Source organism: Polaromonas sp. P1_H6 (genome assembly GCF_056405195.1).
This window is the reverse complement of record NZ_JBFUCN010000014.1, coordinates 140,650-164,128: the sequence shown is the minus strand read 5'-3', so window position 1 is coordinate 164,128 and position 23,479 is coordinate 140,650. Positions and strand designations below refer to the sequence as shown.

General features: G+C 65.8%; 20 protein-coding genes. 3 read left to right on the top strand and 17 right to left on the bottom strand.

The genetic code is table 11. The features are described from left to right. Nucleotides 1-148 precede the first annotated feature (148 nt). Entirely contained in the window at nt 149-1,621 is a 1,473-nt protein-coding gene (locus AC1D1F_RS14915) for an aldehyde dehydrogenase family protein (protein ID WP_477675103.1), read from the top strand. Between the two features lie 71 nt (nt 1,622-1,692). Then, nucleotides 1,693-3,018, top strand: coding sequence for an NAD(P)/FAD-dependent oxidoreductase (locus AC1D1F_RS14910; RefSeq protein ID WP_477696651.1), 1,326 nt, complete (start codon nt 1,693-1,695; stop codon nt 3,016-3,018). A gap of 16 nt (nt 3,019-3,034) precedes the next feature. Here the strand turns inward: AC1D1F_RS14910 and AC1D1F_RS14905 are convergent, their stop codons facing one another. The 15 genes from AC1D1F_RS14905 to AC1D1F_RS14835 all read right to left on the bottom strand — a co-directional run bounded on the left by AC1D1F_RS14905 (nt 3,035) and on the right by AC1D1F_RS14835 (nt 20,338). Beyond that, nucleotides 3,035-4,486, bottom strand: a complete 1,452-nt coding sequence (locus tag AC1D1F_RS14905; RefSeq protein WP_477675105.1) for an NAD-dependent succinate-semialdehyde dehydrogenase — start codon at nt 4,484-4,486, stop codon at nt 3,035-3,037. A gap of 171 nt (nt 4,487-4,657) precedes the next feature. After that, the gene (locus AC1D1F_RS14900; RefSeq protein WP_477675106.1) at nt 4,658-5,641 is read right to left on the bottom strand and encodes a homoserine kinase; all 984 of its coding nucleotides are present in this window, start codon (nt 5,639-5,641) and stop codon (nt 4,658-4,660) included. Nucleotides 5,642-5,648: 7 nt separating this feature from the next. After that, nucleotides 5,649-7,091, bottom strand: coding sequence for a threonine synthase (thrC, locus tag AC1D1F_RS14895; RefSeq protein ID WP_477696652.1), 1,443 nt, complete (start codon nt 7,089-7,091; stop codon nt 5,649-5,651). A 31-nt stretch (nt 7,092-7,122) separates the two neighbouring features. Further along, the gene (locus AC1D1F_RS14890) at nt 7,123-8,283 is read right to left on the bottom strand and encodes a M20 aminoacylase family protein (protein WP_477696653.1); all 1,161 of its coding nucleotides are present in this window, start codon (nt 8,281-8,283) and stop codon (nt 7,123-7,125) included. Nucleotides 8,284-8,288: 5 nt separating this feature from the next. Beyond that, a complete protein-coding gene (locus AC1D1F_RS14885; RefSeq protein ID WP_477696654.1) occupies nt 8,289-9,215 on the bottom strand; it encodes a 2-hydroxyacid dehydrogenase in 927 nt (308 codons plus the stop codon). Between the two features lie 5 nt (nt 9,216-9,220). Beyond that, the gene (locus AC1D1F_RS14880) at nt 9,221-9,574 is read right to left on the bottom strand and encodes a cupin domain-containing protein (protein ID WP_477675108.1); all 354 of its coding nucleotides are present in this window, start codon (nt 9,572-9,574) and stop codon (nt 9,221-9,223) included. Between the two features lie 58 nt (nt 9,575-9,632). Then, nucleotides 9,633-10,961 (bottom strand): NAD(P)/FAD-dependent oxidoreductase, encoded by a 1,329-nt coding sequence (locus tag AC1D1F_RS14875; protein ID WP_477696655.1) that lies wholly within the window; start codon nt 10,959-10,961, stop codon nt 9,633-9,635. A 10-nt stretch (nt 10,962-10,971) separates the two neighbouring features. Next, nucleotides 10,972-11,934, bottom strand: a complete 963-nt coding sequence (locus AC1D1F_RS14870; protein ID WP_477655457.1) for an ABC transporter ATP-binding protein — start codon at nt 11,932-11,934, stop codon at nt 10,972-10,974. 89 nt (nt 11,935-12,023) lie between these two features. Next, nucleotides 12,024-13,085 carry an ABC transporter ATP-binding protein gene (locus AC1D1F_RS14865; protein WP_477675111.1) on the bottom strand — a complete coding sequence of 354 codons (1,062 nt, stop codon included), beginning with the start codon at nt 13,083-13,085 and terminating at the stop codon, nt 12,024-12,026. A gap of 10 nt (nt 13,086-13,095) precedes the next feature. Then, nucleotides 13,096-13,983 carry an ABC transporter permease gene (locus AC1D1F_RS14860; RefSeq protein WP_477700765.1) on the bottom strand — a complete coding sequence of 296 codons (888 nt, stop codon included), beginning with the start codon at nt 13,981-13,983 and terminating at the stop codon, nt 13,096-13,098. Then, the gene (locus AC1D1F_RS14855; protein ID WP_477675113.1) at nt 13,980-14,936 is read right to left on the bottom strand and encodes an ABC transporter permease; all 957 of its coding nucleotides are present in this window, start codon (nt 14,934-14,936) and stop codon (nt 13,980-13,982) included. Before AC1D1F_RS14855 ends, AC1D1F_RS14860 begins: the two co-directional genes overlap by 4 nt. Before the next feature lie 6 nt (nt 14,937-14,942). After that, nucleotides 14,943-16,667, bottom strand: a complete 1,725-nt coding sequence (locus AC1D1F_RS14850) for a peptide ABC transporter substrate-binding protein (protein ID WP_477696657.1) — start codon at nt 16,665-16,667, stop codon at nt 14,943-14,945. 58 nt (nt 16,668-16,725) lie between these two features. Further along, a complete protein-coding gene (locus tag AC1D1F_RS14845) occupies nt 16,726-18,051 on the bottom strand; it encodes an NAD(P)/FAD-dependent oxidoreductase (RefSeq protein ID WP_477696658.1) in 1,326 nt (441 codons plus the stop codon). A 20-nt stretch (nt 18,052-18,071) separates the two neighbouring features. Beyond that, nucleotides 18,072-18,791: a cupin domain-containing protein gene (locus AC1D1F_RS14840; protein WP_477675115.1), complete on the bottom strand. Its 720-nt coding sequence runs from the start codon at nt 18,789-18,791 to the stop codon at nt 18,072-18,074. Further along, nucleotides 18,788-20,338 carry an aldehyde dehydrogenase family protein gene (locus tag AC1D1F_RS14835; protein WP_477700764.1) on the bottom strand — a complete coding sequence of 517 codons (1,551 nt, stop codon included), beginning with the start codon at nt 20,336-20,338 and terminating at the stop codon, nt 18,788-18,790. The genes AC1D1F_RS14840 and AC1D1F_RS14835 overlap by 4 nt, the downstream gene beginning before the upstream one ends. A gap of 256 nt (nt 20,339-20,594) precedes the next feature. Between AC1D1F_RS14835 and AC1D1F_RS14830 the strand changes: the two genes are divergently transcribed. After that, complete coding sequence (locus AC1D1F_RS14830; RefSeq protein ID WP_477675116.1) at nt 20,595-21,485, top strand: GNAT family N-acetyltransferase; 891 nt, start codon at nt 20,595-20,597, stop codon at nt 21,483-21,485. On the opposite strand, the gene AC1D1F_RS14825 is transcribed toward AC1D1F_RS14830, so the two are convergent. Next, nucleotides 21,466-22,389, bottom strand: coding sequence for a LysR substrate-binding domain-containing protein (locus AC1D1F_RS14825; RefSeq protein ID WP_477675117.1), 924 nt, complete (start codon nt 22,387-22,389; stop codon nt 21,466-21,468). The genes AC1D1F_RS14830 and AC1D1F_RS14825 overlap by 20 nt on opposite strands. A 97-nt stretch (nt 22,390-22,486) precedes the next feature. Next, complete coding sequence (locus AC1D1F_RS14820; RefSeq protein WP_477700763.1) at nt 22,487-23,467, bottom strand: cupin domain-containing protein; 981 nt, start codon at nt 23,465-23,467, stop codon at nt 22,487-22,489. Nucleotides 23,468-23,479: the final 12 nt, after the last annotated feature.

The window sequence follows — 23,479 nt, the reverse complement described above, 5'->3', positions numbered from 1 at the left end:
ATCAATTCCAGGCAAGGGCGTACCATGAATCCGATTCTTTTGAGAGGGCAAGCATGGAATATGACGACACACTGCGCGGGTTGCACAAGGGTAATTTCCCCGCGGGGCAGCGCGGAATTCACCGCACTGCGGCAAAGGATGTGCGCCCATGAACGTCTCCCTTGTCGAACGCCTCAAAGCCGCCGGCCGCCTGGATCGCCTGTTCATAGACGGTGAGTGGGTCCTGCCCGCAGGGCAAGCCCGGGCCAGCGTTATCAACCCGTCGACCGAAGAGCCCATCGCGCAGATCGCCTTGGGAAGCACTGAAGACGTCGCGGCGGCGGTGGCCGCAGCCCGCAGTGCCTTTGCCACCTGGTCCACCAGTTCTCCCGAAAGCCGGGCCTTGCTGCTAGGCCGCATCCACACCCTGATCCTCGAACGCGCAGAACTGTTCGCCCACGCGATCTCACTGGAGATGGGCGCCGCCATCGGGTTTGCGCGCAGCACCCAGGTGCCGGTCGCGGCCGAGCACATCCGCGTGGCCCGGGACAACCTGGCCAGCTATCCCTTTCTCTCCCACCGAGGCGACGTGACTATCCAGCGCGAGGCCATCGGCGTGTGCGGCCTGATCACGCCCTGGAACTGGCCGCTCTACCAAATCACGGCCAAGGTCGGCCCCGCCCTGGCGGCCGGATGCACCGTTGTCCTCAAACCCAGCGAGCTGTCGCCCCTGAGCGCCCTGCTGTTTGCCGAGGTGGTGCATGACGCCGGCATTCCGCTGGGCGTGTTCAACCTGGTGAGCGGCAATGGGCCGGAAGTCGGCGCCGCGCTGTCGGCGCATCCGGACGTGGACATGATCTCGATCACCGGCTCGACCCGGGCCGGTGTGCTGGTGGCCCAGGCGGCGGCCCCGACGGTCAAACGCGTGGCCCAGGAACTCGGCGGCAAATCGCCCAACGTGATCCTGCCGGACGCGGACCTGGCGCGCGCCGTGCCCGCCGGCGTGGGGGCAGCATTTCGCAACGTCGGCCAGTCCTGCAGCGCGCCAACCCGCATGATCGTGCCGCGCGAGCGCCTGCAGGAGGTTGAACGGATCGCGCTTGAAGCGGCCTTGAGCTTTGTTGTGGGCGACCCGCGCTCGCCGCAGACGACGCACGGCCCGGTGGCCAACCGCGCCCAGTTCAACCGGGTGCAGGAAATGATAGACACCGGGATTGCCGAAGGTGCGCGCATTGTCTGCGGCGGCCCCGGCCGGCCTGAGGGCCTGGAGCGCGGCTTTTACTGCCGGCCAACCATCTTCTCTGGCGTGAACTCCCAAATGCAGGTCGCGCAGGAAGAAATCTTCGGGCCGGTGCTGGTGATCATCGCCTACGACAGCGTGGACGAGGCGGTGGAGATCGCCAACGACACGGTCTATGGCCTGGGCGCGCACGTGCAGGGCCAGGACCTTGCCGCGGCGCGCGCGGTCGCGGCGCGCATCCGTTCCGGGCAGGTGCACATCAACTACCCGGCCTGGAGCCCCCATGCCCCCTTCGGCGGCTACAAGCGCTCGGGCAACGGCCGCGAATACGGCATCGAAGGCCTTGAGGAGTACCTGGAAACCAAGGCCATCCTGGGCTTCGGGCAGGAGCAGACAGCATGAGCACAACCTTGGTACAAACTGCAAAAAAAGCACAGACAGTGCAGACACCCAACAACGACCGAAACCCATCCATGTCCCAGCCCCTGCGCCTCCTCGAGACTTCCAGCACCCCGCCGGCCAGCGCCGACGTCGTCGTGATCGGCGGCGGCATCATCGGTGTCTTTACCGCTTATTACCTCGCCAAGCGCGGGCTTTCGGTCGCCCTGGTCGAAAAAGGCCACATCGGCGCAGAGCAATCGAGCCGGAACTGGGGCTGGTGCCGCCAGCAGAACCGCGACGCGCGTGAACTGCCCATGGCCACCCGGAGCCTCGAACTCTGGGACCAGTTTGCCGCCGACAGCGGCGAAGACACGGGCTTTACGCGCTGCGGATTGTTGTACCTCAGTGATGACGAGGCCCAGATTGCCGGCTGGGCCAAGTGGCGCGAATTCGCGACGACCGCCGGCGTGACCACACACATGCTGAGCGGCCGCGAGGCCTCGGAGCGCGGCCAGGCGACCGGCCGCGCGTGGAAAGGCGGCGTCTTCTCACCCAGCGACGGGACGGCCGACCCGGCCAAGGCAGCGCCCGCGGTGGCGGCCGCGCTCATGAAACTCGGCGGCACCGTCCACCAGAACTGCGCCGCGCGCGGCATCGAGATGGAGGGCGGCCGGCTCAGCGGCGTCGTCACCGAAGCGGGGACCATCAAGACCCGCACCGCGGTTCTTGCGGGCGGTGCGTGGGCCTCCTCGTTCTGCAACCAGCTCGGCGTGCAGTTTCCGCTCGCCACGATACGCCAGTCCATCGTGCGCCTGTCACCAGTGGCGCAGCAACTGCCGGCGGCGCTGACCAGCCCGCGCGTCGCCGTCACCCGGCGCCCCGACGGCCATTACGTCCTGGCCATCAGCGGCCGTGGGCGCGCCGACCCCACGCCGCAGCTGCTGCGCTTCGCGCCGCAGTTCATCCCGATGTTCGCCAAGCGCTGGCGCAACGTGTTTCCCGGCGGCCTGGAAGGCATACGCTGGGGCCACGAAACCCGCGCGCGATGGAAGCTGGACGCGCCCACCCCCATGGAACGGGCGCGCATCCTCAACCCGAAGCCCGACCCCGCCGGTGTCCGCGAAATCCACCGCCGTGCCGTCGACCTGTTGCCCGTGCTGCGCGAAGCCCGCATCGCCAACACCTGGGCGGGCTACATCGACAGCACGCCCGACGGCGTGCCGGGCATCGGGGAACTGCCGCAGGTGCCCGGCCTCATCCTGGCCGCGGGTTTTTCGGGGCACGGTTTCGGCATCGGCCCCGGCGCGGGCCACCTGATCGCCGACATCGTGTCGGGGGCTCAACCGATCTTCGACCCGAAGCCTTTCGACCCCGCCCGGTTCAAAGAGTCGATGTGGGGCAAGGTGGCTGATTTTTAGGCTTGCCCGTCTTGCTTCACCCCAGCCCGCCCTGGCACAGGTACTTGGTGTGCAAATACTCGTCGAGGCCCCAATGCGAACCCTCGCGCCCGTAGCCCGACTCCTTCACGCCACCAAAGGGCGCGGCCTGCGCGGCGATGGCGCCTTCGTTGATGCCAACCATTCCGGTCTCCAGGGCCGAGGCCACGCGCCAGATGCGCTTGACGTCGTTTGAATAGAAGTAGCCGGCCAGCCCGTAGGGCGTGTCGTTGGCCTGCTCCATCACCTCCGCTTCATTCGCGAAGCGGAAGACCGGCACCACCGGGCCAAAAGTTTCCTCGCACGACAGTTCCATCTCGCGCGTGGCGTTGATGAGCACCGTGGGCGCGTAGTAATTAGGGCCGCGGGCCGTTTCATTGCGCACCCGTTGGCCGCCCACGATCACCTTGGCACCCTTGGCCACGGCATCATTCACGTGCCGCTCGATCTTGTCCACCGCACGGGCGTTGATCATCGGGCCGATCTCGGCCTCGGCCCAGTCGGCCGGCCCCACCCGCAGGGCGCCCACGCGCGCGGCCAGCTTGTCGACGAAGCGATCATGTACAGCGGTATGGACGTAGACGCGGTTCGGGCTCACGCAAGTCTGCCCGGCGTTGCGGAACTTGGCGGCCATCAGGCCCTCCACGGCGGCGTCCAGGTCCGCGTCCTCGAACACGATGAAGGGCGCGTTTCCGCCCAGCTCCAGAGACAGCTTCTTCAGCGTCGCGGCGGAATCGCGCGCCAGCAACTTGCCCACCGGGGTGCTGCCCGTGAAGCTGATTTTTCGCACCCGGGGATCGGCCAGCCACTCGCCCACCACTTGCGGGGTACGTTCGCGCGAAGCCGACACGATATTGAGCACGCCCGGCGGCACGCCGGCTTCCTCGGCCAGCTTGACCAGGGCCAGCGCCGTGAGCGGCGTGTCCTCGGCCGGCTTGGCCAGCACCGTGCAGCCCGCGGCCAGCGCGGGCGCGATCTTGCGTGCAATCATCGCGGCCGGGAAGTTCCAGGGCGTGACCACCGCCACGACGCCGACGGCTTCCTTCAGCACGATGAAGCGCTTGGAGTTGACGGGCGCCGCAATCACTTCGCCATTGGCGCGCACGCCCTCCTCGGCAAACCATTCCACGTAGCCGGCGCTATAGGCGATCTCGCCGCGTGCCTCGGCCAGCGGCTTGCCCTGTTCGCGCGAAATCAATTGGGCGAGCGGCTCCACGTCGCGCTCGATCAGCGCCTGCCATTTCTTGAGGATCAGGCAACGCTCACGCGGCGGGCGCGCCTTCCAGGCCGGCAGCGCCAGGACGGCGGCATCCGCGGCCAGCCGCGCGTCGGCGGCACCGCCTTCGCTCACTTGCGCAACCAGGCTGTCGTCGGCCGGATTGCGGACCTCGAAGCAGCGCTCGTCATGGGCTGGCTGCCAGCGGCCCGCGATGTAGTGTTGTGTGTTCATATTTAACCTCTTCTCAATAGATCAATAAACCAATAAAGCCACCGCCGTCGGCCTCGCGCCATCACGGTGGAACGCGGTTTCACCCGGTCACAAGTTCTTCAACATGTCGCGAACAGTCGCCGCAAGGTCATGCCTCGGAACCCAACCCCATGGGGCTGGTCAGGGCCCAGGTCAGCCCAAGGTCCTTCCTGGAAGATAGAAAATTCCCGCGCCGGCGGCATCGCTTACGCGCTGGCGCAGAACACGCTCGAAGTGGCTGGGGTCATGAATCTTCAGGACGGCGGCTTCGCGGGGGCTGTGGCAATCCCAGAGCCGCGATACCCAGAAGCGCAAAGCCGCGGCCCGCTCAAGGGCCGGCAGCAGGCGCTGCTCTTCAGTCACAAGCGGGCGCACCGACTGGTAGGCGGCCAGGAATGCAGCCCTTCGCACCGGGTCAATGCGTCCGTTCCCCAGATCCACGCACCAGTCGTTGAGACAGACACCGATGTCGAACAGAAAGGTGTCGCAACCCGCAAAGTAAAAATCGAGGAGGCCGCTCAGGCAGCCGCCCTCGAACATCACGTTGTCGCGAAACAGGTCGGCATGTACCGGGCCGCGTGGCAGTGCTGCGTAGTCGGGGGATGCGGCAATTCCCGTCTGGAAGTCCAGTTCGTCCAGCAGCAGCTTGCACTGGGCCTGGCCCACGTGTGGCAGCAGAGCCGGCACAGTTTCAGTCCACCACGGCAGGCCGCGCAGGTTGGGCTGGTGCCGGGAATAGTCCTTGCCGGCCAGGTGCATTCGCGCCAGCATTTCGCCCACCGCGGCGCAGTGCCGGGCGTCTGGCGACAGTTCACTCTTTCCTCGCAACCTTCCCACCACTGTCGCCGGCTTGCCCTTGAGGCGGTGCAAGATGCGGCCTTCCGCGTCTGGCGCCGGCCTGGGTACCGGAAGGCCGCGGCTGGCCAGATGCTGCATCAAGTGGAGGTAGAACGGCAGCTGTTCCCACGCCAGGCGCTCGAACAGCGTCAACACGTACTCGCCGCGATCCGTGTCCACGAAGTAGTTGGTGTTCTCAATACCGCCACTGCAGACCGCCATGGCCTGCAGATTGCCGACACCCACCCGCCGCAAGAAGGCGGCAGCCTCGTCGTAGGGCACTTCGGTGAAGACAGCCATGCTTCGATCAGGAAACGTGTGCGGCAACGAATGCCTTGACCCGTGCCGCGTCGGCCGGCAGAACCGTCACGCGCTTGGGCAGGTCTTCGATACCCTGAAACCGCGCGGGCCGGTCCGGCTCATGACCCAGGGCTTCGACGATGGTTGCCGCGAACTTGATCGGCAGCGCCGTCTCCAGCACGATCATCGGCACACCTGGCTGCACGAAGTGGCGCGCGACTTTCAGGCCGTCGGCCGTGTGGGTGTCTATGGTCAAGCCAAAGCGCCGGTGCGTGTCGCGGATCGTCATCAGGCGGTCGGCGTGCGTGCTTTTTCCGCTGAGGAAGCCGTAGTGCGCGTGGGCCTGCTCGAAGGCCGGGTCGGCACTCAGATCGAAATAGCCATTCTTCGCGAGCTCTTCGCCGAACAAGCGCTTGACCCTGCCCGCATCGCGGCCCAGCAGGTCAAAAACAAACCGCTCGAAGTTGCTGGCCTTGGAAATGTCCATCGACGGACTGGAGGTCTCATAGGTGTCGGCGCCGCCGCGCACCCGATAAACGCCGGTGCGGAAGAATTCGTCCAGCACGTCGTTCTCGTTGGTGGCGAGCACGAGCTTGTCAATGGGCAGGCCCATCATGCGCGCCACATGGCCGGCGCAGATGTTGCCGAAGTTGCCCGACGGCACGGTGAAGCTGACTTTCTTCATCCCCTCTCCCTCTGGGAGAGGGTTAGGGTGAGGGCTCGTAGACTGGAAGTAGCCGGCGAAGTAATACACCACCTGCGCCATGAGGCGCGCCCAATTGATCGAGTTGACCGTGCCAATCTTGTATTTGCGCTTGAAAGCCAGGTCGTTGGACACGGCCTTGACGATATCCTGGCAGTCGTCGAACACGCCCTCGAGCGCGAGGTTGTGGATGTTGGCATCCTGCAGGCTGAACATCTGCGCCTGCTGGAAGGGGCTCATGCGGCCGTGCGGCGAGGTCATGAAGACGCGCACGCCCTTCTTGCCCTTCATCGCGTACTCAGCGGCGCTGCCGGTGTCGCCGGAAGTGGCACCCAGGATGTTCAGCTCCTCGCCGCGCCGGCCCAGCTCATACTCAAACAGGTTGCCCAGCAGCTGCATGGCCATGTCTTTGAAGGCCACCGTTGGGCCGTTGGAAAGGGCTTGCAGGTAGACGCCCTCCTCCAGCTGCTTGAGAGGCACGATCTCCTTTGTGCCAAAGACCTCTTCGGTATAGGTCTTGCGGCAGATTGCGCGCAGGTCCTCGGCCGGGATGTCGTCGACGTAGAGCGAGAGGACTTCAAAGGCGAGTTCCGCATACGGCAAGCCGCGCCACCTGGACAGCTGCCCGGGCGTGACCTGTGGATAGTGCTCCGGCAGGTACAAACCTCCGTCGGGCGCCAGGCCCTCCAGCAGGATTTCGCAAAAAAGTTTGCGGTCGGGGTGGCCGCGGGTGGATAAGTAGAGCATCGTGGGTTCCGTTGCTTGAAGTAGGTCCCGTTCAGCGCAGGGCCATTTGCGCGACGGCAGTGAACCAACGCACGCCGCAGGCCAGAACGTCGTCGTTGAAGTCGTACGAAGGGTGGTGCAGCGGGGCAGCATGGTCCGCGCCTCGCTGGCCGAGCCACAGGTAGGCCCCGGGCCGCTGCTGGAGCATGAAGGCAAAGTCTTCCGACGTGAAAGCCGGCGTTTCCGCCACCTGTGCTTGCAGGCCGACGCCGCGAGCCGCCTCGAGTGCGAGTTGGGCGTGCTCAGGGCTGTTGATCGTTGCCGGGTAGTAGCGCGTGTACTCGACCTCTATCGCGGTGCCGCTTGCGCGCGCGACACCCGCCGCGACGTCGCGGATCGCCTGCTCTATCGTGTCCTGCACGCCGGCGTCGAAACTGCGCACGGTGCCGGTCAGCTCCACGGCCGCCGGCAGGACGTTGTGCGACTGGCCTCCGCTGATACGCGTCACCGACAAGACGGCGTTCTGCGTGGGAGGGATTCGCCGCGACACGATGGTATGCATCTGCGCAACGAGCTGGCTCGCGGCAAGCACCACGTCGGGTGTCCGGTGCGGCTGCGCCGCGTGGCCGCCCTGGCCGCGCACGACGATGTCGAAGCGATCCGCCGCGGCCATGATAGGCCCCGGCCTTGTGGCCACCGTGCCCGCGGGCAGGTCGGGCCAGTTGTGCAGGGCGAACACGGATTCGCACGGAAAGCGGTCGAACAAACCTTGCCGCACCATCTCGCGTGCGCCTCCCCGCCCCTCTTCGGCGGGCTGGAAGATAAAGGCAATGCTGCCATCAAAGCTGCCGGCCCGCGCCAACTGCTGGGCGGCTCCCAGCAGCATGGCCGTGTGGCCGTCGTGGCCGCAGCCGTGGTGAACGCCGGGGTGGCGGCTGACGTAAGGTCGCCCGGTGTCCTCCCGCATGGGAAGCGCATCCATGTCTGCGCGCAGGCCCACCATGCGCGTCGAATCGCCCTTGCGCAGAACGCCCACCACGCCGGTCCCGCCGATTCCCTCGTGCACCTCGAGGCCGCAGTCGCGCAGCGCGGCAGCGACCACGCCGGCAGTGCGGCGCTCTTCGAACGCCAGCTCGGGGTGTGCGTGCAGGTCACGCCGCAGCGCGACCAGGGCCGGCAGCAAATCCTCTATGTGTTCGATGCCTTTGTTCATGATTTTCAATACCCCCGCGAACGGTCAACCAGCCCGATCAGCGGCTCACCCGCCTCGTGCCGGTGGATGTTGGCCAGCACCTGTTCCACGGCCGTCTCCGGCTGCGTCATGCTCGCGATGTGCGGCGTGAGCAGGATCTTCGGGTGTGCCCAGAAGGGGTGGCCTGACGGCAGCGGCTCTGGATCGGTGACATCGACAACCGCGCCCGACAACCAGCCCGTCTCCAACGCATCGAGCAGCGCGGGGTGGTCGAGGTGCGCCCCGCGGCCGACATGCACCAGCGACGCGCCGCGCGGCAGGTGCTGAAACAGGGTCGAATCGAGAATGCCACGCGTCTCTGGGGTAAGGGGTAGCAGGCATACCAGGATGTCGGTGCCGGCCAGCATCGCCGGCAGTTCCTCCTGGCCCGCGTAGCAGGCCACGCCGTCAAGCTGGCGGCGAGTGCGGCTCCAGCCGGCGAGCTGGAAGCCGAGTGTGCGCAGCTGGCCCAGCACAGCGCATCCGAGCACGCCCAGGCCGAGGACTCCCACACGGCGCTTCGACGCGGGATAAACGCGGTGCGCGGCCCAAAGGCCCTCGCGCTGCTGCCGTATATAGGCCGGCAGGTCGCGGTGAAGCGCGAGAACCGCCATCGTGGCGTACTCCACCATACCGGCGACAACGCCGGGCTCGGCCATGCGCACCACCGGCAATTCCGGCGGCAACGTGGCGAGGTCGAACTGGTCGATTCCCGCGCCCGTGGAGAAGAAGAGCTCCAGGTTGGGAAACTGCCGCGCGATGTCCGGCGGCGGCACCCACGCGGCAAGATAGCGCACGCGGTCCGCCTGCCCGATGTCGGGCCAGATATGAAACGGGATGCCGGGTGCCCTGGCGGCGAACAGGCGTGCCCATTCCGCCCCGCGCACGGGGTCGGCCTTGTACAGGAAAGACATGCGGCTTACTCGTACACGACCCAGATCTTGCGGGTAGTTTCGATGCAGCGCCAAACACCGATGAAGTCGGGCTTCATCACGAAGGCGTCGCCGGCCTGGACCCGCACCGGCGGCTTTCCGTCCTCAGTTAGTTCCGACACGCCCGAGAGGATGTAGCAGAACTCCAGGGTGCCGCCCTTGATCGATCGGAAGGTGCCCGGTGTCGTCTCCCAGATACCGGTGAGCACCTTGTTGTCGGAAGATCGTTCGACTTCCCAACTCCTGAACTGCGGGTTGCCTTCCATGAGGCGTTCCGGCAACGGTGCCCTGTCGCGCGAGGGGCCCAGGTCGTCAAACTTGAAGAAGGTGAGATTGCTCATGAGAGGTGGTCCTTTTGTGAAGAGAGAAATTGATGGACAGGCCGCGGCGGGGAAGTCGTCAGAAAGCACCGACGGTGACTTTCGAGCCGTCGGCAAAGCGCGAGAAGCGGAAGGGTGTCGGATCGACGGGTGGCTGCTCGCCTGTGACCAGGCTCGCGGCCAGCAACCCCGTGGCGGGGCCGGTGCCGAAACCATGGCCGCTGAACCCGGCTGCGAGTACGAAGCCCTTGACGGCATCGACCGGTGAAATGACCGGCACGCCGTCCGGCGTGCTGTCGATGTAGGAAGCCCAGGCCTGGTCCACCGCCACGTCCTTCAAGGCGGGGTACAGGTTCTGGAAGCAGCCGAGCAGGTTGAGGATGGCCCGCGGATCCGGCGCGGGATCAAGGACGCGGATCTGCTCGAACGGCGACACCTCGTCGAAGCGCCAGTTGCCCAGCGCTTCGGGGCCGCGGAAGAAGGAGCGGCCAATGCCGAACTCCACGGCCTTGATGCGCTTCATGAACATCGGCATGAATTCGCGTGCATAGCGCAGCCCCTGCGGTGTGATTTCGAGTTTCGCCTTGCCGCTGATCGCCAGGTTGTAGCCGCCTCCCAGGCGGCGCGTCAGCGAGCACTCCGGCGCGGAGAGCGCCGCCGGCAGGCCCTCGATGGGGCGGGTGCGCAGGACGCTCGCGCGCACGCTCGCCTGCGGGAAGGAGATGCCGTGCCGGCGGCAGAAAGCGGACGCCCAGGCGCCACCGGAACACACGACGGCGCTGGTCTTGATCAGGCCGCGTTCCGTGATCACGCCGCTCACGGTGCCATTGGTGATGTCAAGGCCGCGGGCCGCGCAATCCTGGTGGACGGTCGCGCCCAGCGCCCGTGCGCCTTCGGCAATGCCCGGCGCGGCAAGGGCGGGCTCGGCCGTGCCGTCGTCCATCGAATGCACGCCTCCCAGCCACCGGCGGTTGCCGCTGCCTTTCATGACGCTCGCGGCCTCAGCTGCGCCGAGCATGCGGGTGCGAACGCCGCCGGGTCGTCCGACCTGTTGGCCCCACGCCTCCCAGGTGGAGAGTTGCTGCGGCTTGTCGGTGGCGTAGTACAGGCCGCAGCGGCGGAAACCGAGGTCCCGCCCGATGTCGCGCGAGAGTTCCTCCCAGAGCCGCAGCGCCAGCGTGGCGAGCGGCAGGTCGCGCGCGTCGCGGTTCTGCTGGCGGCACCAGCCCCAGTTGCGGCTGGACTGCTCCCCGCCGATGTAGCCTTTTTCGAGAAGCGCGACCGAGAGGCCGCGCCTGGCCAGGAAATAGGCCGTGGAAACGCCGACAATGCCGCCGCCGATCACCACGGCATCGGCTCGTTCGGGCAGCTTGTCGTCGCTGCGTATGCGAAGAATGGGTGGAGACATAAGTTCTGTTTTAGATATCGTCCCGGATGCACGCGGTCGCATGATCCCGGTCGACGAACCTGAGTTCGGGAACCCCGTTGGCGCACGCCGACTGGGCGTGTGGGCAGCGCGTACGGAACGCGCAGCCGGAGGGCGGAGACAAGGGGCTGGGAATGTCGCCCTTGAGCAGTTCGCGCGGGCGCCGCTGCCGCGGATCAAGGTTAGGCACGGCGGCCATCAGGGCGCGCGTATAGGGGTGCCGCGGGTTTTTCAGCAAGGATTCGGCGTCGGCGATCTCCACCAGGCGGCCCAGGTACATCACGGCGATGCGGTCCGAAATATGGCCCACCACCGCAAGGTCGTGGCTGATAAACAGCATCGTCAGGCCGAGGCGCTGCTTCAGCTCAAGCAGCAGGTTGATCACCTGGGCCTGCACGGACACGTCGAGGGACGACACCGGTTCGTCGGCCACCAGCAGTTGCGGATCGGTCATGAGCGCGCGGGCGATGCCGACCCGCTGGCGCTGCCCGCCCGAGAACTCGTGCGGATAGCGCGAGCGGTGCGCCGGGTTCAGCCCGACCGTCTTCAGCACGGCGTCGATGCGGTCCCGGCGCTCCTGCAAGCTCAGCTCGGGCATGTGGATTTCCAGCGGCGCCGAGAGCAGTTCCTCGACCGTGTGTTTCGGGTTCAGGGACGAGTACGGGTCCTGGAACACCATCTGCATCGCACGCCGCAGCGGCCGCATCTGGCGCCGCGTGAGGCCCACCAGGGGCTCTCCGTCGAAGTGCACCTCCCCAGCGGTAGGCGGGTCCAGGTTCAGGATGGCGCGGCCGACCGTGCTTTTGCCCGAGCCGCTTTCGCCCACAAGGCTCAGGACCTCGCCCCGGCGAATCTCGAAACTAACGCCGTCGACCGCCTTGACGTTCTGCGCCGCCTTGCCGAGCCAGCCGCCACCCAGCGGGTACCACTTGCGCAATCCCTCGACTTGCAACAAGGGGGGAGTAAGGGACGTAAGGGACGTAAGGGACGTAAGAGGAGCAAGGGGAGTAAGAGGAGTAAGAGGAGTAAGAGGTTTTTGCTGCATCACACGGCTCCTTCAATTTCCGGCCAACGGACGCATCGCACCAGATGGCCCGGCTGTGCGTTCTCCAGGACCGGCACTGCGGCATCGCAGCGGCCCGGCTCGAAATGGCCGCAGCGTGGCCCGAAGGTGCAGCCGGGCGGGTGCGCGGCGGGATCGGGCACGTTCCCCGGAATCGCGAACAGCGGGGTTTTTCGGGCACGGTTCGAATGCAAGCGCGGCACCGAGTGGATCAGGCCGCGGCTGTAGGGATGCCGCGGCTGCGTGAACAGCTCCACAACATCGGCCTGCTCGACGATGCGGCCCGCATACATCACCATCACACGGTCGGCAATCTCGGCGACGGTGCCCAGGTTGTGCGTGATGTAGATCATGGCCATCTTGGTCTCGGACTGCAGCTTTTCCAGCAACTCGAGGATCTGCGCCTGGATGGTGACATCGAGCGCGGTGGTCGGCTCGTCGGCGATCAGCAGCGAAGGTTCACACGCAATCGCCATGGCGATCATCACGCGCTGCCGCATGCCGCCGGACAGTTCGTGCGGGTAGTTGGTCAAGCGGCGTTTCGGGTCCGAGATGCCGACCTGGTTCAAGAGTTCGGCGGCACGGTCCGTGGCGGCACGCGCGCTCATCCCCAGATGGATCCGCAAGCTCTCGCAGATCTGCGCGCCGACGGTGTGCACCGGATTCAGCGAGGTCATCGGCTCCTGGAAGATCACCGAGGCGACCCCTCCCCGCACCCGCCGCATCACGCGCTCGGGCGTTCCGACCAGTTCATACGAGTTGCCATCGCGAGCCATCAGGCGCGCGGAACCGGTGATGGTGCAATACGGCGCGGGCGGCGTGAGGCCGAGCAGGCCCAGGCAGGTCACGCTCTTGCCGGAACTGGTTTCCCCCACCAGCGCCAGTGTCTCGCCGCGGCGCACCGAGAAGCTGACGTCGCGCACGGCGTGCACCGTTCCGGCTGCCGTGCGAAAGGCGACGTTCAGGTCGCGTACATCCAGGATGTTCTCCGCTTGCGCGTCGGCTTGGGCAGCAGGGGTGTGGATGGGTTCGTAAAGATTCATGTCCATCACCTCAACGATCCAGTTTGGCGTCCAGCGCATCGCGCAGGCCGTCACCAATGAAATTGAAGCTGGTGACCGTGAGCGTGATGGCCAGCCCCGGCACGATGGCGAGCCAGGGCGCGTTGGTCAGGTAGCTTTGCGCGTTCTCCAGCATGTTTCCCCAGCTCGGTGTCGGCGGCTGGATGCCGAAGCCCAGGAAACTGATGTAGGACTCGGCCAGGATGGCGTGCGCGATGTTCAGCGTTGCGGCGACCACGATGGGCGCGACGGCATTAGGCAAGAGCTCGCGGAACATGATGCGGCTGTCGCTGGCGCCCAGCGATTCTGCGGCGAGCGCGAAATCGCGTTCGCGCAGCGACCGTATCTGCCCTTCCACCACGCGCGCCACCTCCATCCAGCTCGCCAGGGCGATCAGCAACACAATGGAAGCGACCGAGGGCTCGATCAGGGCCGCAATGGCCAGCAGCAGGAAGATGGTCGGGAAGCAAAGCATCGCATCCACGAAGCGCATCAGCGCAGCCCCGATCGCGCCGCGGTAGAAACCCGCCAGGAGACCGACCAGTACGCCTACCACCACCGCCAGGGCGGTGGCCGCAAAGCCGATGGACAGGGAGATTCGGCCGGCATACATCAGGCGCACCAGGACGTCGCGGCCCAGCGGATCGGTTCCGAGCACGTGCGCGCCGGCGAACGGCTCCGTCAAGCGTGCGCGAATATCGGTGTCCGTGGCGTTGAATGGCATCAGCCAGGGGCCCACGAAGCTGAAGAGCGTCATGAACAGCACGACGCCCACGCCCAAAAGCGCAGCCCGGTGGCGCAAAAAACGCCTCAAAGCCGGATAGCGCTCGGCGAGCGTGCGGCGCGGCAGAACCAGCGACGCGGTCTGGACGGTGCTCATTTCGACGCTCCTTTGATGCGCGGGTCCGCGACAGAGTAGAGAAGGTCCGCGAGCAGGCTGCCCAGCAGGACCATGCACGCCGTGAACATCAACATCCCCATCACCACGGGGTAGTCGCGGTTGCTGACGCTGTCGAGGAACAGCCGGCCCATGCCCGGCCAGGTGAAGACGGTTTCCGTCACCAGCGCGCCGCTCAACAACGTGGACACGTGCAGGCCGGTGATCGTGATCATCGGCAGCAGCGCGTTGCGCAGCGCGTGGTGCAGCAGGATCCGCATGGCCGGCACGCCCTTGGACTTGGCGGTGCGGATGTAATCCTGGTTCACCACGTCAAGCATCGAAGAACGCATGTAGCGGCTCCACACCGCCGTGGACACCAGCGCCAGCACGATGCAAGGCAGCAGCAGATGCTGCAGCCTGTCGACGAAGGAGCCGTCTCCGATGTTCTCGCGGTTGCCTGCCGGAAGCCAGCCCAGGTTCACCGAGAACACATAGATGACGGCCAGGCCGAACCAGAAGGTGGGGATCGACAGGGCGACCATCGCCCCCACCGTGGCCAGGTGGTCGAAGAACGAGTAGCGCCGCACCGCTCCCAGGATGCCGATCATGCCGCCGATGAACATCGCAAGCAGCGTCGAGCTCACCATGAGTTCGAGCGTCGGCCCGATGTGCATGCCGATCTTCTTGAGCACCGGCAACTGGTCGCGATAGGAGCTTCCCCAGTCGCCGGTGACCAGGCTTGCCGCCCAGTCCAGGTACTGGATCGGCAGCGGCCGGTTCAAGCCGTACTGGGCCATCAGGCGATCGACGTCTTCCTGGCCGAGATTACCGGTGGCCACGAATTGCGCCAGCGGCCCCCCCGGTGCGAGATGCAGGATCGCGAAGGCGATCATCGAGACCAGCACGAGCAGCAGCAGCGACTGCAGCAAGCGGCGCAGGAGATAGCGTCCCATGATGCGTCAGGCCGTCCAGCGCCAGCCGGCCGCGTTCCAGGTATTCGTCCGCGCGTTCACGTTGTTCACGTAGCCCGTCAGTCCGGCCTTCGTGCCCTCGATGAACACCTCGCCGAAGATCGGCAGGAATGGCAGGTCGTCGTTGATGAGCTCCTGGACCTTGGCGTAGATTTCCTTGCGCTTGACGATGTTGTATTCCTGGCGCCCCCGGGCGAGCAGCGTATCCACCCCGCCGTTTTTGTACTGGCTCACGTTCGCACCCGATCCACTCTGCTTCGGAATACGGCCGGAGCCGAAGCGGTTGGTGACATCCGGGTCCGAGGCGATGGTGTAGGTCGTCCCGGTCATCAGGCTGTCGAACTCGGAGTTCCTCCAGAAGTCGGCCCACAGCACCGCAGCCACCAGGTTCTTGATCAACATCTCGACGCCGATCTTCTTGAAATCATCGGCGATGAGCTGCTGCGTCTGCGCCCGCAGGGAGTTGCCGGTGGTCGTGGAGTTGGTGAAGGACAGCCGCACGCCGTTCTTGACACGGATGCCATCCGGACCCCGCACCCAGCCGGCCTGGTCCAGCATCGCACCGGCCTTTTTCAGGTCGTACTCGGGCTTCGGCAGGTTGGGGTTGGCGGCCCAGTGCGTCGGGGTCATGTAGTTGTTCGCTGGCTTGGGTACGCCGTAATACACAAGATCGCAAATCGACTGCCGGTCGATCGCGATGTTCAGCGCCTTGCGCACCGCCTTGTCCGCGAGAACAGGATGCGCAAGGTTGAGCGTCAGGTTCTCTACCCCGGCGCGAGGCACGGCTTGAACGCGGCGGCCGCCCAAGGCAATCGCCTCCTTGTAGAAGTTGGCGGGGATGCCTTGCAGGCCGATGTAGTCGATCTCCCCGGTCTTGAACTGGGTGTACATCGCGTTCAGGTCCGGCACGTACTTGAAGATGAGCCGGTTCAGGGACGGCCCCTTGCCGAAGTAGTTCGGGCTGGCTTCGAGGATCATGTGGTCGCCGGTCTTGCGGCTGACGAAGCGGAACGGCCCGGTGCCGACGGGCGCGACGGCGAATTTCGATGAGTTCGGATCCGCATCCTGGGAAAGAACGTGCGCGGGGACGATGAAAGTCCAGCTCAGCACAGACGCAAGCGGAGCGTGCGGCTCCTTCAGTTTCCAGGTGACCACCTGGTTGCTTTCGACAGCCACGGACGTGATGAGCTCGAAGCCGCCGCGGCTGGCGGCGCGAAAGCCCGGGTTCTTCATCAGGTTGATCGAATACCTGATGTCCTCGGCCGTCATCGGCTTGCCGTCATGCCATTTCACGTCGTTGCGCAACTCGACACGCCAGGTCAGGCCGTCGGCCGAAATGCCGCCGTTCTCGACGGTGGGCACCGCCTTCGCCAGCACCGGAACGAACTTGCCCTCCGCGTCCAACATCCACAGCGGGCTGAAGAGGTTCCACCAGACGCCCTGGTCCACCTCGTTGGCGGCCATCAGCGGATGCAGGACGGTCACTTCCTGGGCGAAGCCGAGGATGGCCTGGCCCGTCGGCTTCGCGGCTGGCGTGGAGGCATGGGCACTCTCCGCCACACCCAGGGAAGCCAGGGCAAAGCTTGCCGCCCCGGCAAATACGGCGTCGCGCCGCGTCAGTTTGCCCATGAGGGCATCGCCAGTGTTGTGGGTCTGTTTCATGTGGGTACCTTTCAGTTCGCTGTTCAGTTCGCTATCGTGGTGGTCGTTCATGGTTTTCTCCTGGGGGGGGCTACGGGATTGCTGGGTGGATGGATGGGCAGGGGGAGGCCTAGAATTCCGCGACCTTGCCCCACGCGGAGCTGCTGAATCGGCCGGGCCGAAAGGGTGTGGGATCCACGATCGGTTCGGCGCCGGTGGCCAGGTCCGCAATCAGATGACCTGCGCCGGGGCCGATGCCAAAGCCGTGTCCTGAAAAGCCGGCGGCCAGAATGAATCCCGGCATGCCCGGCACTTCACCAATGCCGGGAACACCGTCCGGTGTGCTGTCAACGAAGCCGGCCCAGGCGTGCGTGATCTTTGCGCCCTGAAGTTGGGGCAGCAGTTCGACGGCGCGGCGATGCGTCTCTTTGATCGTGCTCAGGCAGGGCTTCGGATCAAGGATGCGCATCCGCTCCATGGGCGTCGGCGCATCGAGCCGCCACCGCCTCAGCGTTTCGTGGCCACCCCGAATGCCTTGCAGGCCCCCCGGCAGAAGGCTGCGCCAGCGCTTGGCGAACATCGGCACGAATTGCGGAGCGAAGCGCATGAACTGCGGCGTAATGTCCACGCGCGCCCGGCCGCTGATGGCCAGTGCGTAGCGCCCGTCGCCGCGGCGCGTGGCCGACACGCCCTGCATCACCAGGGCATCGGGCAAATGGTGCGCCACGGGGGACACGCTGAGGATGGATTGGCGGATAGACGCTTGCGGGAAACGGATGCCCAGCTGGCGGCAGAACGCGGATGCCCACGCGCCGCCGGCGAGCACGGCCGTCCTGGTCTTGATGACGCCGGCTTCCGTGATGACACCGCTGACGCGCCCGCCTTCCGTCTCGATGCCGCGGGCGGCACAACTCTGGTGGACGCTGCCGCCGAGCTTCATGAGCGCAGCCGCCACGGCCGGCGCGGCCTTGGCCGGGTCGGCCGTGCCATCGTTGGGCGAGAAGACGCCGCCCTTCCAGGGCCGGCCGGTGACATTCCCCCGCTCGGCAGCCTCGCGGCTGCTGAGCATGTGGCTGGTGACGCCGGAGGTCTTGGCAAAATCGCGCCAGTTGGCCCAGCCCGACAATTCAGCCTCGTCGTTGCTGAGAAACAGCAGCCCGCAGCGACGAAAACCCGTGTCTTCGCCGCTGTCGATGGCAAACTGGTCCCAGAGTTCGAGGCTCTTGGTGGCCATGGGCAGCTCACGTTCATCGCGGTTCTGCTGGCGGCACCAGCCCCAGTTGCGACTGGACTGCTCGGCGCCGATGCGGCCCTTTTCGACCAGGGCGACCGAAACGCCGCGCTGTGCCAGGTAGTAGGCGGCAAAGACACCGACGATGCCGCCGCCGATCACGACGACGTCAGCGGAGGCCGGCAGCTTGGGGGAGGTGTTGAGGTGGACCAAGGGAGGGGACATGATGGATTTCGCTCGCCCGTTCAAGCCTGGACGGCCTGCACCACAAAGAACTTCGCCACGCGATCGCTGCTTTCCCATCCGACCGAGACGCCTTTCGGCACGAAAAGCGCATCGCCGGTGTCTGCCGACAGCACGCTGCCGTCGGGTGCGGCAAATCGCACGCTGCCGGCCACGAGGTGCATGAACTCGTTCTGGCGATGCGGACGGACGATGCGGTGGTAGGGGGTTGAATCCCAGGTACCCGCGCGGTACTCCACGCTTTCCTCAGTAAAGACGTTGTCGCTGCGGCATTCCGGGGCTGGGCCCAGCAGCGCCTCCGGCGGCAGCGTTGCGGACGGCTTGAAGTCGGCGTCGACGCGCAAGGGGACAAGGCTTTGTTTCGTCGGCTTGTCGCAAGCGGCCGCGCAAAACGAAAACTGCACGCGGGATGCGGCGTGGATGCGAAGCGCGGTGCCGCATCCGATGACGGCACCCGCTTGGGGGCCGAGCACCAGCGGGGCCGCTCCGGCCGCCGTCAGCGTCAGCTCTCCTTCGGACACCACGATGGTTTCGATGTGGGGATAACTTGCGACTTGGAACTCACCAATGAAGCTGGTTCGGCCCACGGCTATCGCGTCGGGTCCTTCCCAGGCGATTTCGCGATTTCGCGCAAAGGGATCATCCTTGCCGAACGCCGCCCGGCGAAAAGAGGTTGAAACGGATGCGCCGTTGGCACGGTGCAGCATTAAGGCCACTGTCATGATTGCTCCTGCGCATTGCGCGATGGTTTCACTGTCGTACTGGGCATCGAGGCGTCCTGAAAACCCAGGATCGCCTTGGTCTCCAGGTACTCCTCAAGGCCCTCGATGCCGTATTCGCGGCCGTTGCCCGAGCGCTTGTAGCCGCCAAAGGGGGCATGGGGGCTCCAGGCCGGGTAGTTGATGTGCACCTGCCCCGAGCGGATGCGCGCCGCAACCGCCCGCGCCCCAGCGAGGTCCTGGCCCTGCACATGCGCGCCCAGGCCGTAGACCGTGTCGTTGGCGATCTCCACCGCCTCGTCCACGCTGTCGTAGGCAATGATCACCAGCACCGGCCCGAAGATCTCTTCCTGCGCGATCTGCATTTGGGAGTTCACGCCCGAGAAGATGGTCGGGCGGCAGTAAAAGCCGCGCTCCAGGCCCTCAGGCCGGCCGGGGCCGCCACACACCAGGCGCGCACCCTCGGCGATCCCGGTGTCTATCATTTCCTGCACGCGGTTGAACTGGGCACGGTTGGCCACCGGGCCGTGCGTGGTCTGCGGCGAACGTGGATCGCCCACAACAAAGCTCAAGGCCGCTTCGACCGCAATCCGTTCAACTTCCTCAAGGCGCTCGCGCGGCACGATCATGCGGGTCGGCGCACTGCACGATTGGCCGACATTGCGAAAGGCTGCTGCCACGCCAGCCGGCACGGCACGCGCCAGGTCCGCGTCCGGCAGGATCACGTTGGGTGATTTGCCGCCGAGCTCCTGGGCCACGCGTTTCACGGTCGGGGCCGCCGCCTGGGCGACGAGCACGCCGGCCCGGGTTGAACCGGTGATCGAGATCATGTCCACGTCCGGATGCGCCGACAGCGCGGCGCCGACCTCCGGCCCATTGCCGTTCACCAGGTTGAACACGCCCGGCGGCATGCCGGCGTCGTGCACCACCTCGGCAAACAGCAGGGCGCTCAAGGGAGACAGCTCGCTGGGCTTGAGGACAACGGTGCATCCGGCTGCCAGGGCGGGGCCGACCTTGGCGGTGATCTGGTACAGCGGCCAGTTCCAGGGGGTGATCAGGCCGCACACGCCAATGGCTTCGCGCAGGATGGCCACCTCCCCGCGGTGGGTGAGGAAGGGATAGCCGGCCAGGTTGTCACGGGCCACGCGGATGTGCTCGGCCGCGACCGGCACCTGGGTGCTGCGCGCAAAGCCGATGGCGGCGCCCATCTCCAGCGAGATCGCCTGGGCGAAGAGTTCTGCGCGTTCGAGGATCAGGGCGTGGATGCGGCCGAGCAGCAAGGCCCGGCCTTCGGCGGAACTGGTGGACCAGGTGGCAAAGGCGGAGCGGGCTGCGGCCACAGCTGTTGCGACGTCCTCGGCGCTTCCCAAGGCGATTTGCGCGATGGGTTCCTCGGTCGACGGGTTGATGACGCTGGCCCGGGCTTGCCCTGCGGGCAGGACCCACTCGCCGTCTATGAACAGGCGATCCAGGCGGCCGGCGGCTTTGAGACGTTCGACGATCACGCCCACATGCACTGGGGCCAGGGGCGCGGGCAATTGTGTGGTCATGGTCAGGGGCCTCGGGTTGGTGAGAGTCATCGGAATGACTTGATGTCCCGGAGTATCGGAATGCCGATTCATGCGGTCAAATATAAGTTTTGGCTATATTCATACAATATTGATATGTACTGATCGGGTAGGCCAAAAGGATGCGGGTAACCCCTGATGGGAGTCCGTCGACTGGGGGGCTGGCATATCAAATCGGAATGAATGGCATGGGAATTTTTATTGGACTGCATGAGCCTGCATACCGATACTCGACCGCATGACATCCGCCTCCACCACCCTCACAGTCAAGCACTCCGAAGCCGCCGCCACAACCGATGCCACCCGCCTGCGCCCATTCGAGCCAGGCGACCTGCCGGCCGCGCACGCCTTATCCAGCACCTTCAATTGGCCGCATCGGATCGAGGACTGGCAATTTGCGTTGTCGCTGGGGCAAGGCGTGGCCGCCGAACGCGGCGGGAAAGTATTGGGCACCGCGCTGTCCTGGCAATTTGGGAACTACGCCACCATCGGCTTGGTGATCGTCGCGCCCGAGCTGCAGGGCCAGCGCATCGGCAATCGCATGATGGAGACCTTGCTAGATCAGCTGTCCCCACGAGACGTGCTGCTGCACGCGACCGTGGCAGGCCGCGGCCTGTATGAGCGCCTGGGATTCGTCTCTACAGGCGAAATCGACCAGCACCAGGGCGTGCTTGCGGCCGTGCCGGCGCTGGCGGTACGTGAGGGGGACCGCCTGCGGCCGCTGGCGGATGCCGACGTCGAATTCCTGATCGCGATGGACGCCCGTGGCGCGGGCATGCCGCGCGGCGAATTGCTTCGCCGCTTGTTCGCCCAGGAAAGGACGGTTGTTCTAGAGCGCGGCGGCCAAGCCGCCGGCTTCGCCGTACTTCGCCGCTTTGGCCGCGGGCATCTCGTCGGGCCGGTGGCGGCGCCGGATTTCGATGCCGCACGCGTGTTGATCTCCGATTGCTGCCGTCACATCGAGGGTTTTGTGCGCGTCGACGTATACGCCATGAGCGGTTTGTCGGCCTGGCTGGAGAGCCTGGGGCTGCCGCGCGTCGGCGGCGGGACCATCATGGTCCGTGGCCGCGTGCCGGGGCGGGGGCCTGCCCAGGGCGGCTGGGCCCTGGTCACCCAGGCGATCGGCTGACCTTCTTGCTCTTGCGGGCGGTGTTTTCGGGGCCGCCCACCACAATGCGCACAGCCTCGAGGAAATCCGCGACGAGCGCCTGCGCCGGCTGCTGGGGGGCGCGCACCACGTGGCAGTTGAAGTGGATGGCCGGCTCGAACTCCAGCGCATGCACGCCCGTGAGCGCCAGCTCGCTGAGCATCGCCGGATCCACGATGCTGACGCCCAGGCCCCGCGCCACCATCGCGCAGGCCGCCGTCGCCAGCGAAGTTTCGATCTCCAGCCTGCGCACCTCGGGATTGAAGACTTTGTCGATGGCCGCGCGCATCACGTCCGGGGACGCAAACGATATGAAGGACTCGCCGGCCAGATCCGCAGGACCGACCTTGCGCTTGCGCCCCAGCCGGTGCCCCCGCGGCACGACGCACACGGCACGCTCCGAATACACGAGCTCGGTGTCGACCTCCTGCGGCAGCGCGACGTAGCCGACCAGGCCGAGCTCGTAATAGCCGGACGACACCCACTTGCAGATCGTCGCGGAGTCGGCCGTGTGAACCACGACCGGCACGCGCGGGCGCAGTCCGCGAAAAACCTGCAGGATGCGCGGCACCGGACTGATGCTGATGCTGGGTGATACGGCGATTCGCAAGCCTTCGACGCCCAGCGTGCGAATGCGGTCCGCCGCCGCACCGATGGACTGCAGTCCCACGTAAACGCGGTCTACCTCTTTTAGCAGCGCTTGCGCTTCAGGCGTGGGGACCACGCGCTGCCCGACACGTTCGAACAGATTCAGTTGCGTCTCGCGCTGCAGCAGCGCAATGGCCCGGCTGACGTTCGGCTGCGACGTGTGCAGCTGCGCAGCGGCAAGCGTCATCGAGCCTGTGTGCATGACGGCGCGAAAGCACTCGATCTGGCGGTAATTCATGTCGGCCTTGTATTAATAACGGCGAAACATGTATTTAACTGCATAAATCCGCAGTCCGATACCGCGGGCGCGCGATCAGCGCCTGGCGGGAGCCAGGCTAAGCCGTCGTCGTTGCCAGCAACACTTCTGACGCCTCCCCGTCCAAAGCCACCGCACAATGCTCAACACCATGCGGCACGACGATGAACTCCCCCGGCTCCACAATCTCTTCACGGTCGCGAAACCTCATGAGCAGGCGTCCACGATGGACAAAGAACAGTTCATCGCCGTGCTGCCGAAATGACCAGGGAGAGCTTCCCTCGAACTTCGCAACCCTGAATTTCAGGTTATTCACCTGGCCCCCGGCTTTGCCGGCAGACGCAGTTGACAGGTTCTTCTTGCGAATCGGCGAAAGGTGTTTGTTCAGGACAGCGACGTCGCGAATGATGGCGCTGAGCTGGCTCGGCACGTCCTTCCCGCTGGCCGGGTATTTGCCGTCCAAAGCGGCGGTCCCGATCGTAAAACCCGCCGCGCCGGCATTCTGGACGACGGCAATACGTTCAGGGGTATCGATCGAACCCGCCATGAAGACAGGTTTGGAGACTGCCGCGCAAACGGCCTTCATCAACTCGGGCACGTTTTCCGCCGAGCGGTAGGCCAGCAGGTCCAGGCCATGCACGCCGTCTCTGGCTGTGATCGCCTTGGCACTTTCAACAATTTCCTCAATGCTGCCTTCCAGCACGCTGGGGTGGCCGGTGATCCGGCCGGCGAACGGGAAGTATTGGATGCCCGTGCCCTTGAGGATCGGCAACACGTCGTCGACGCGCGTGCCACCCAGAAGAACGTCAACACCGATTTCGGCGGCCGCCTTTGCCGACACAATTTCGCTTTCGCGGTCCAGCGACACGACTTCCAGATAGGAGGTTGCCCCGCCCGCCTTGATGGCCGCATTGAGGCCCTTCAGCTGCTCGATTGGCAAGCCGATGTCCTTGAATCCCATGTGCCGCACGCCGAGGCTGAGCGCAGTCTGAAGTTGCTGTGACGCGTCCGGAACCGTGCGGTCGTTGCGCGTAAGCATGAAGATGAAACGTAGGCCCATGATGGTGCTTCC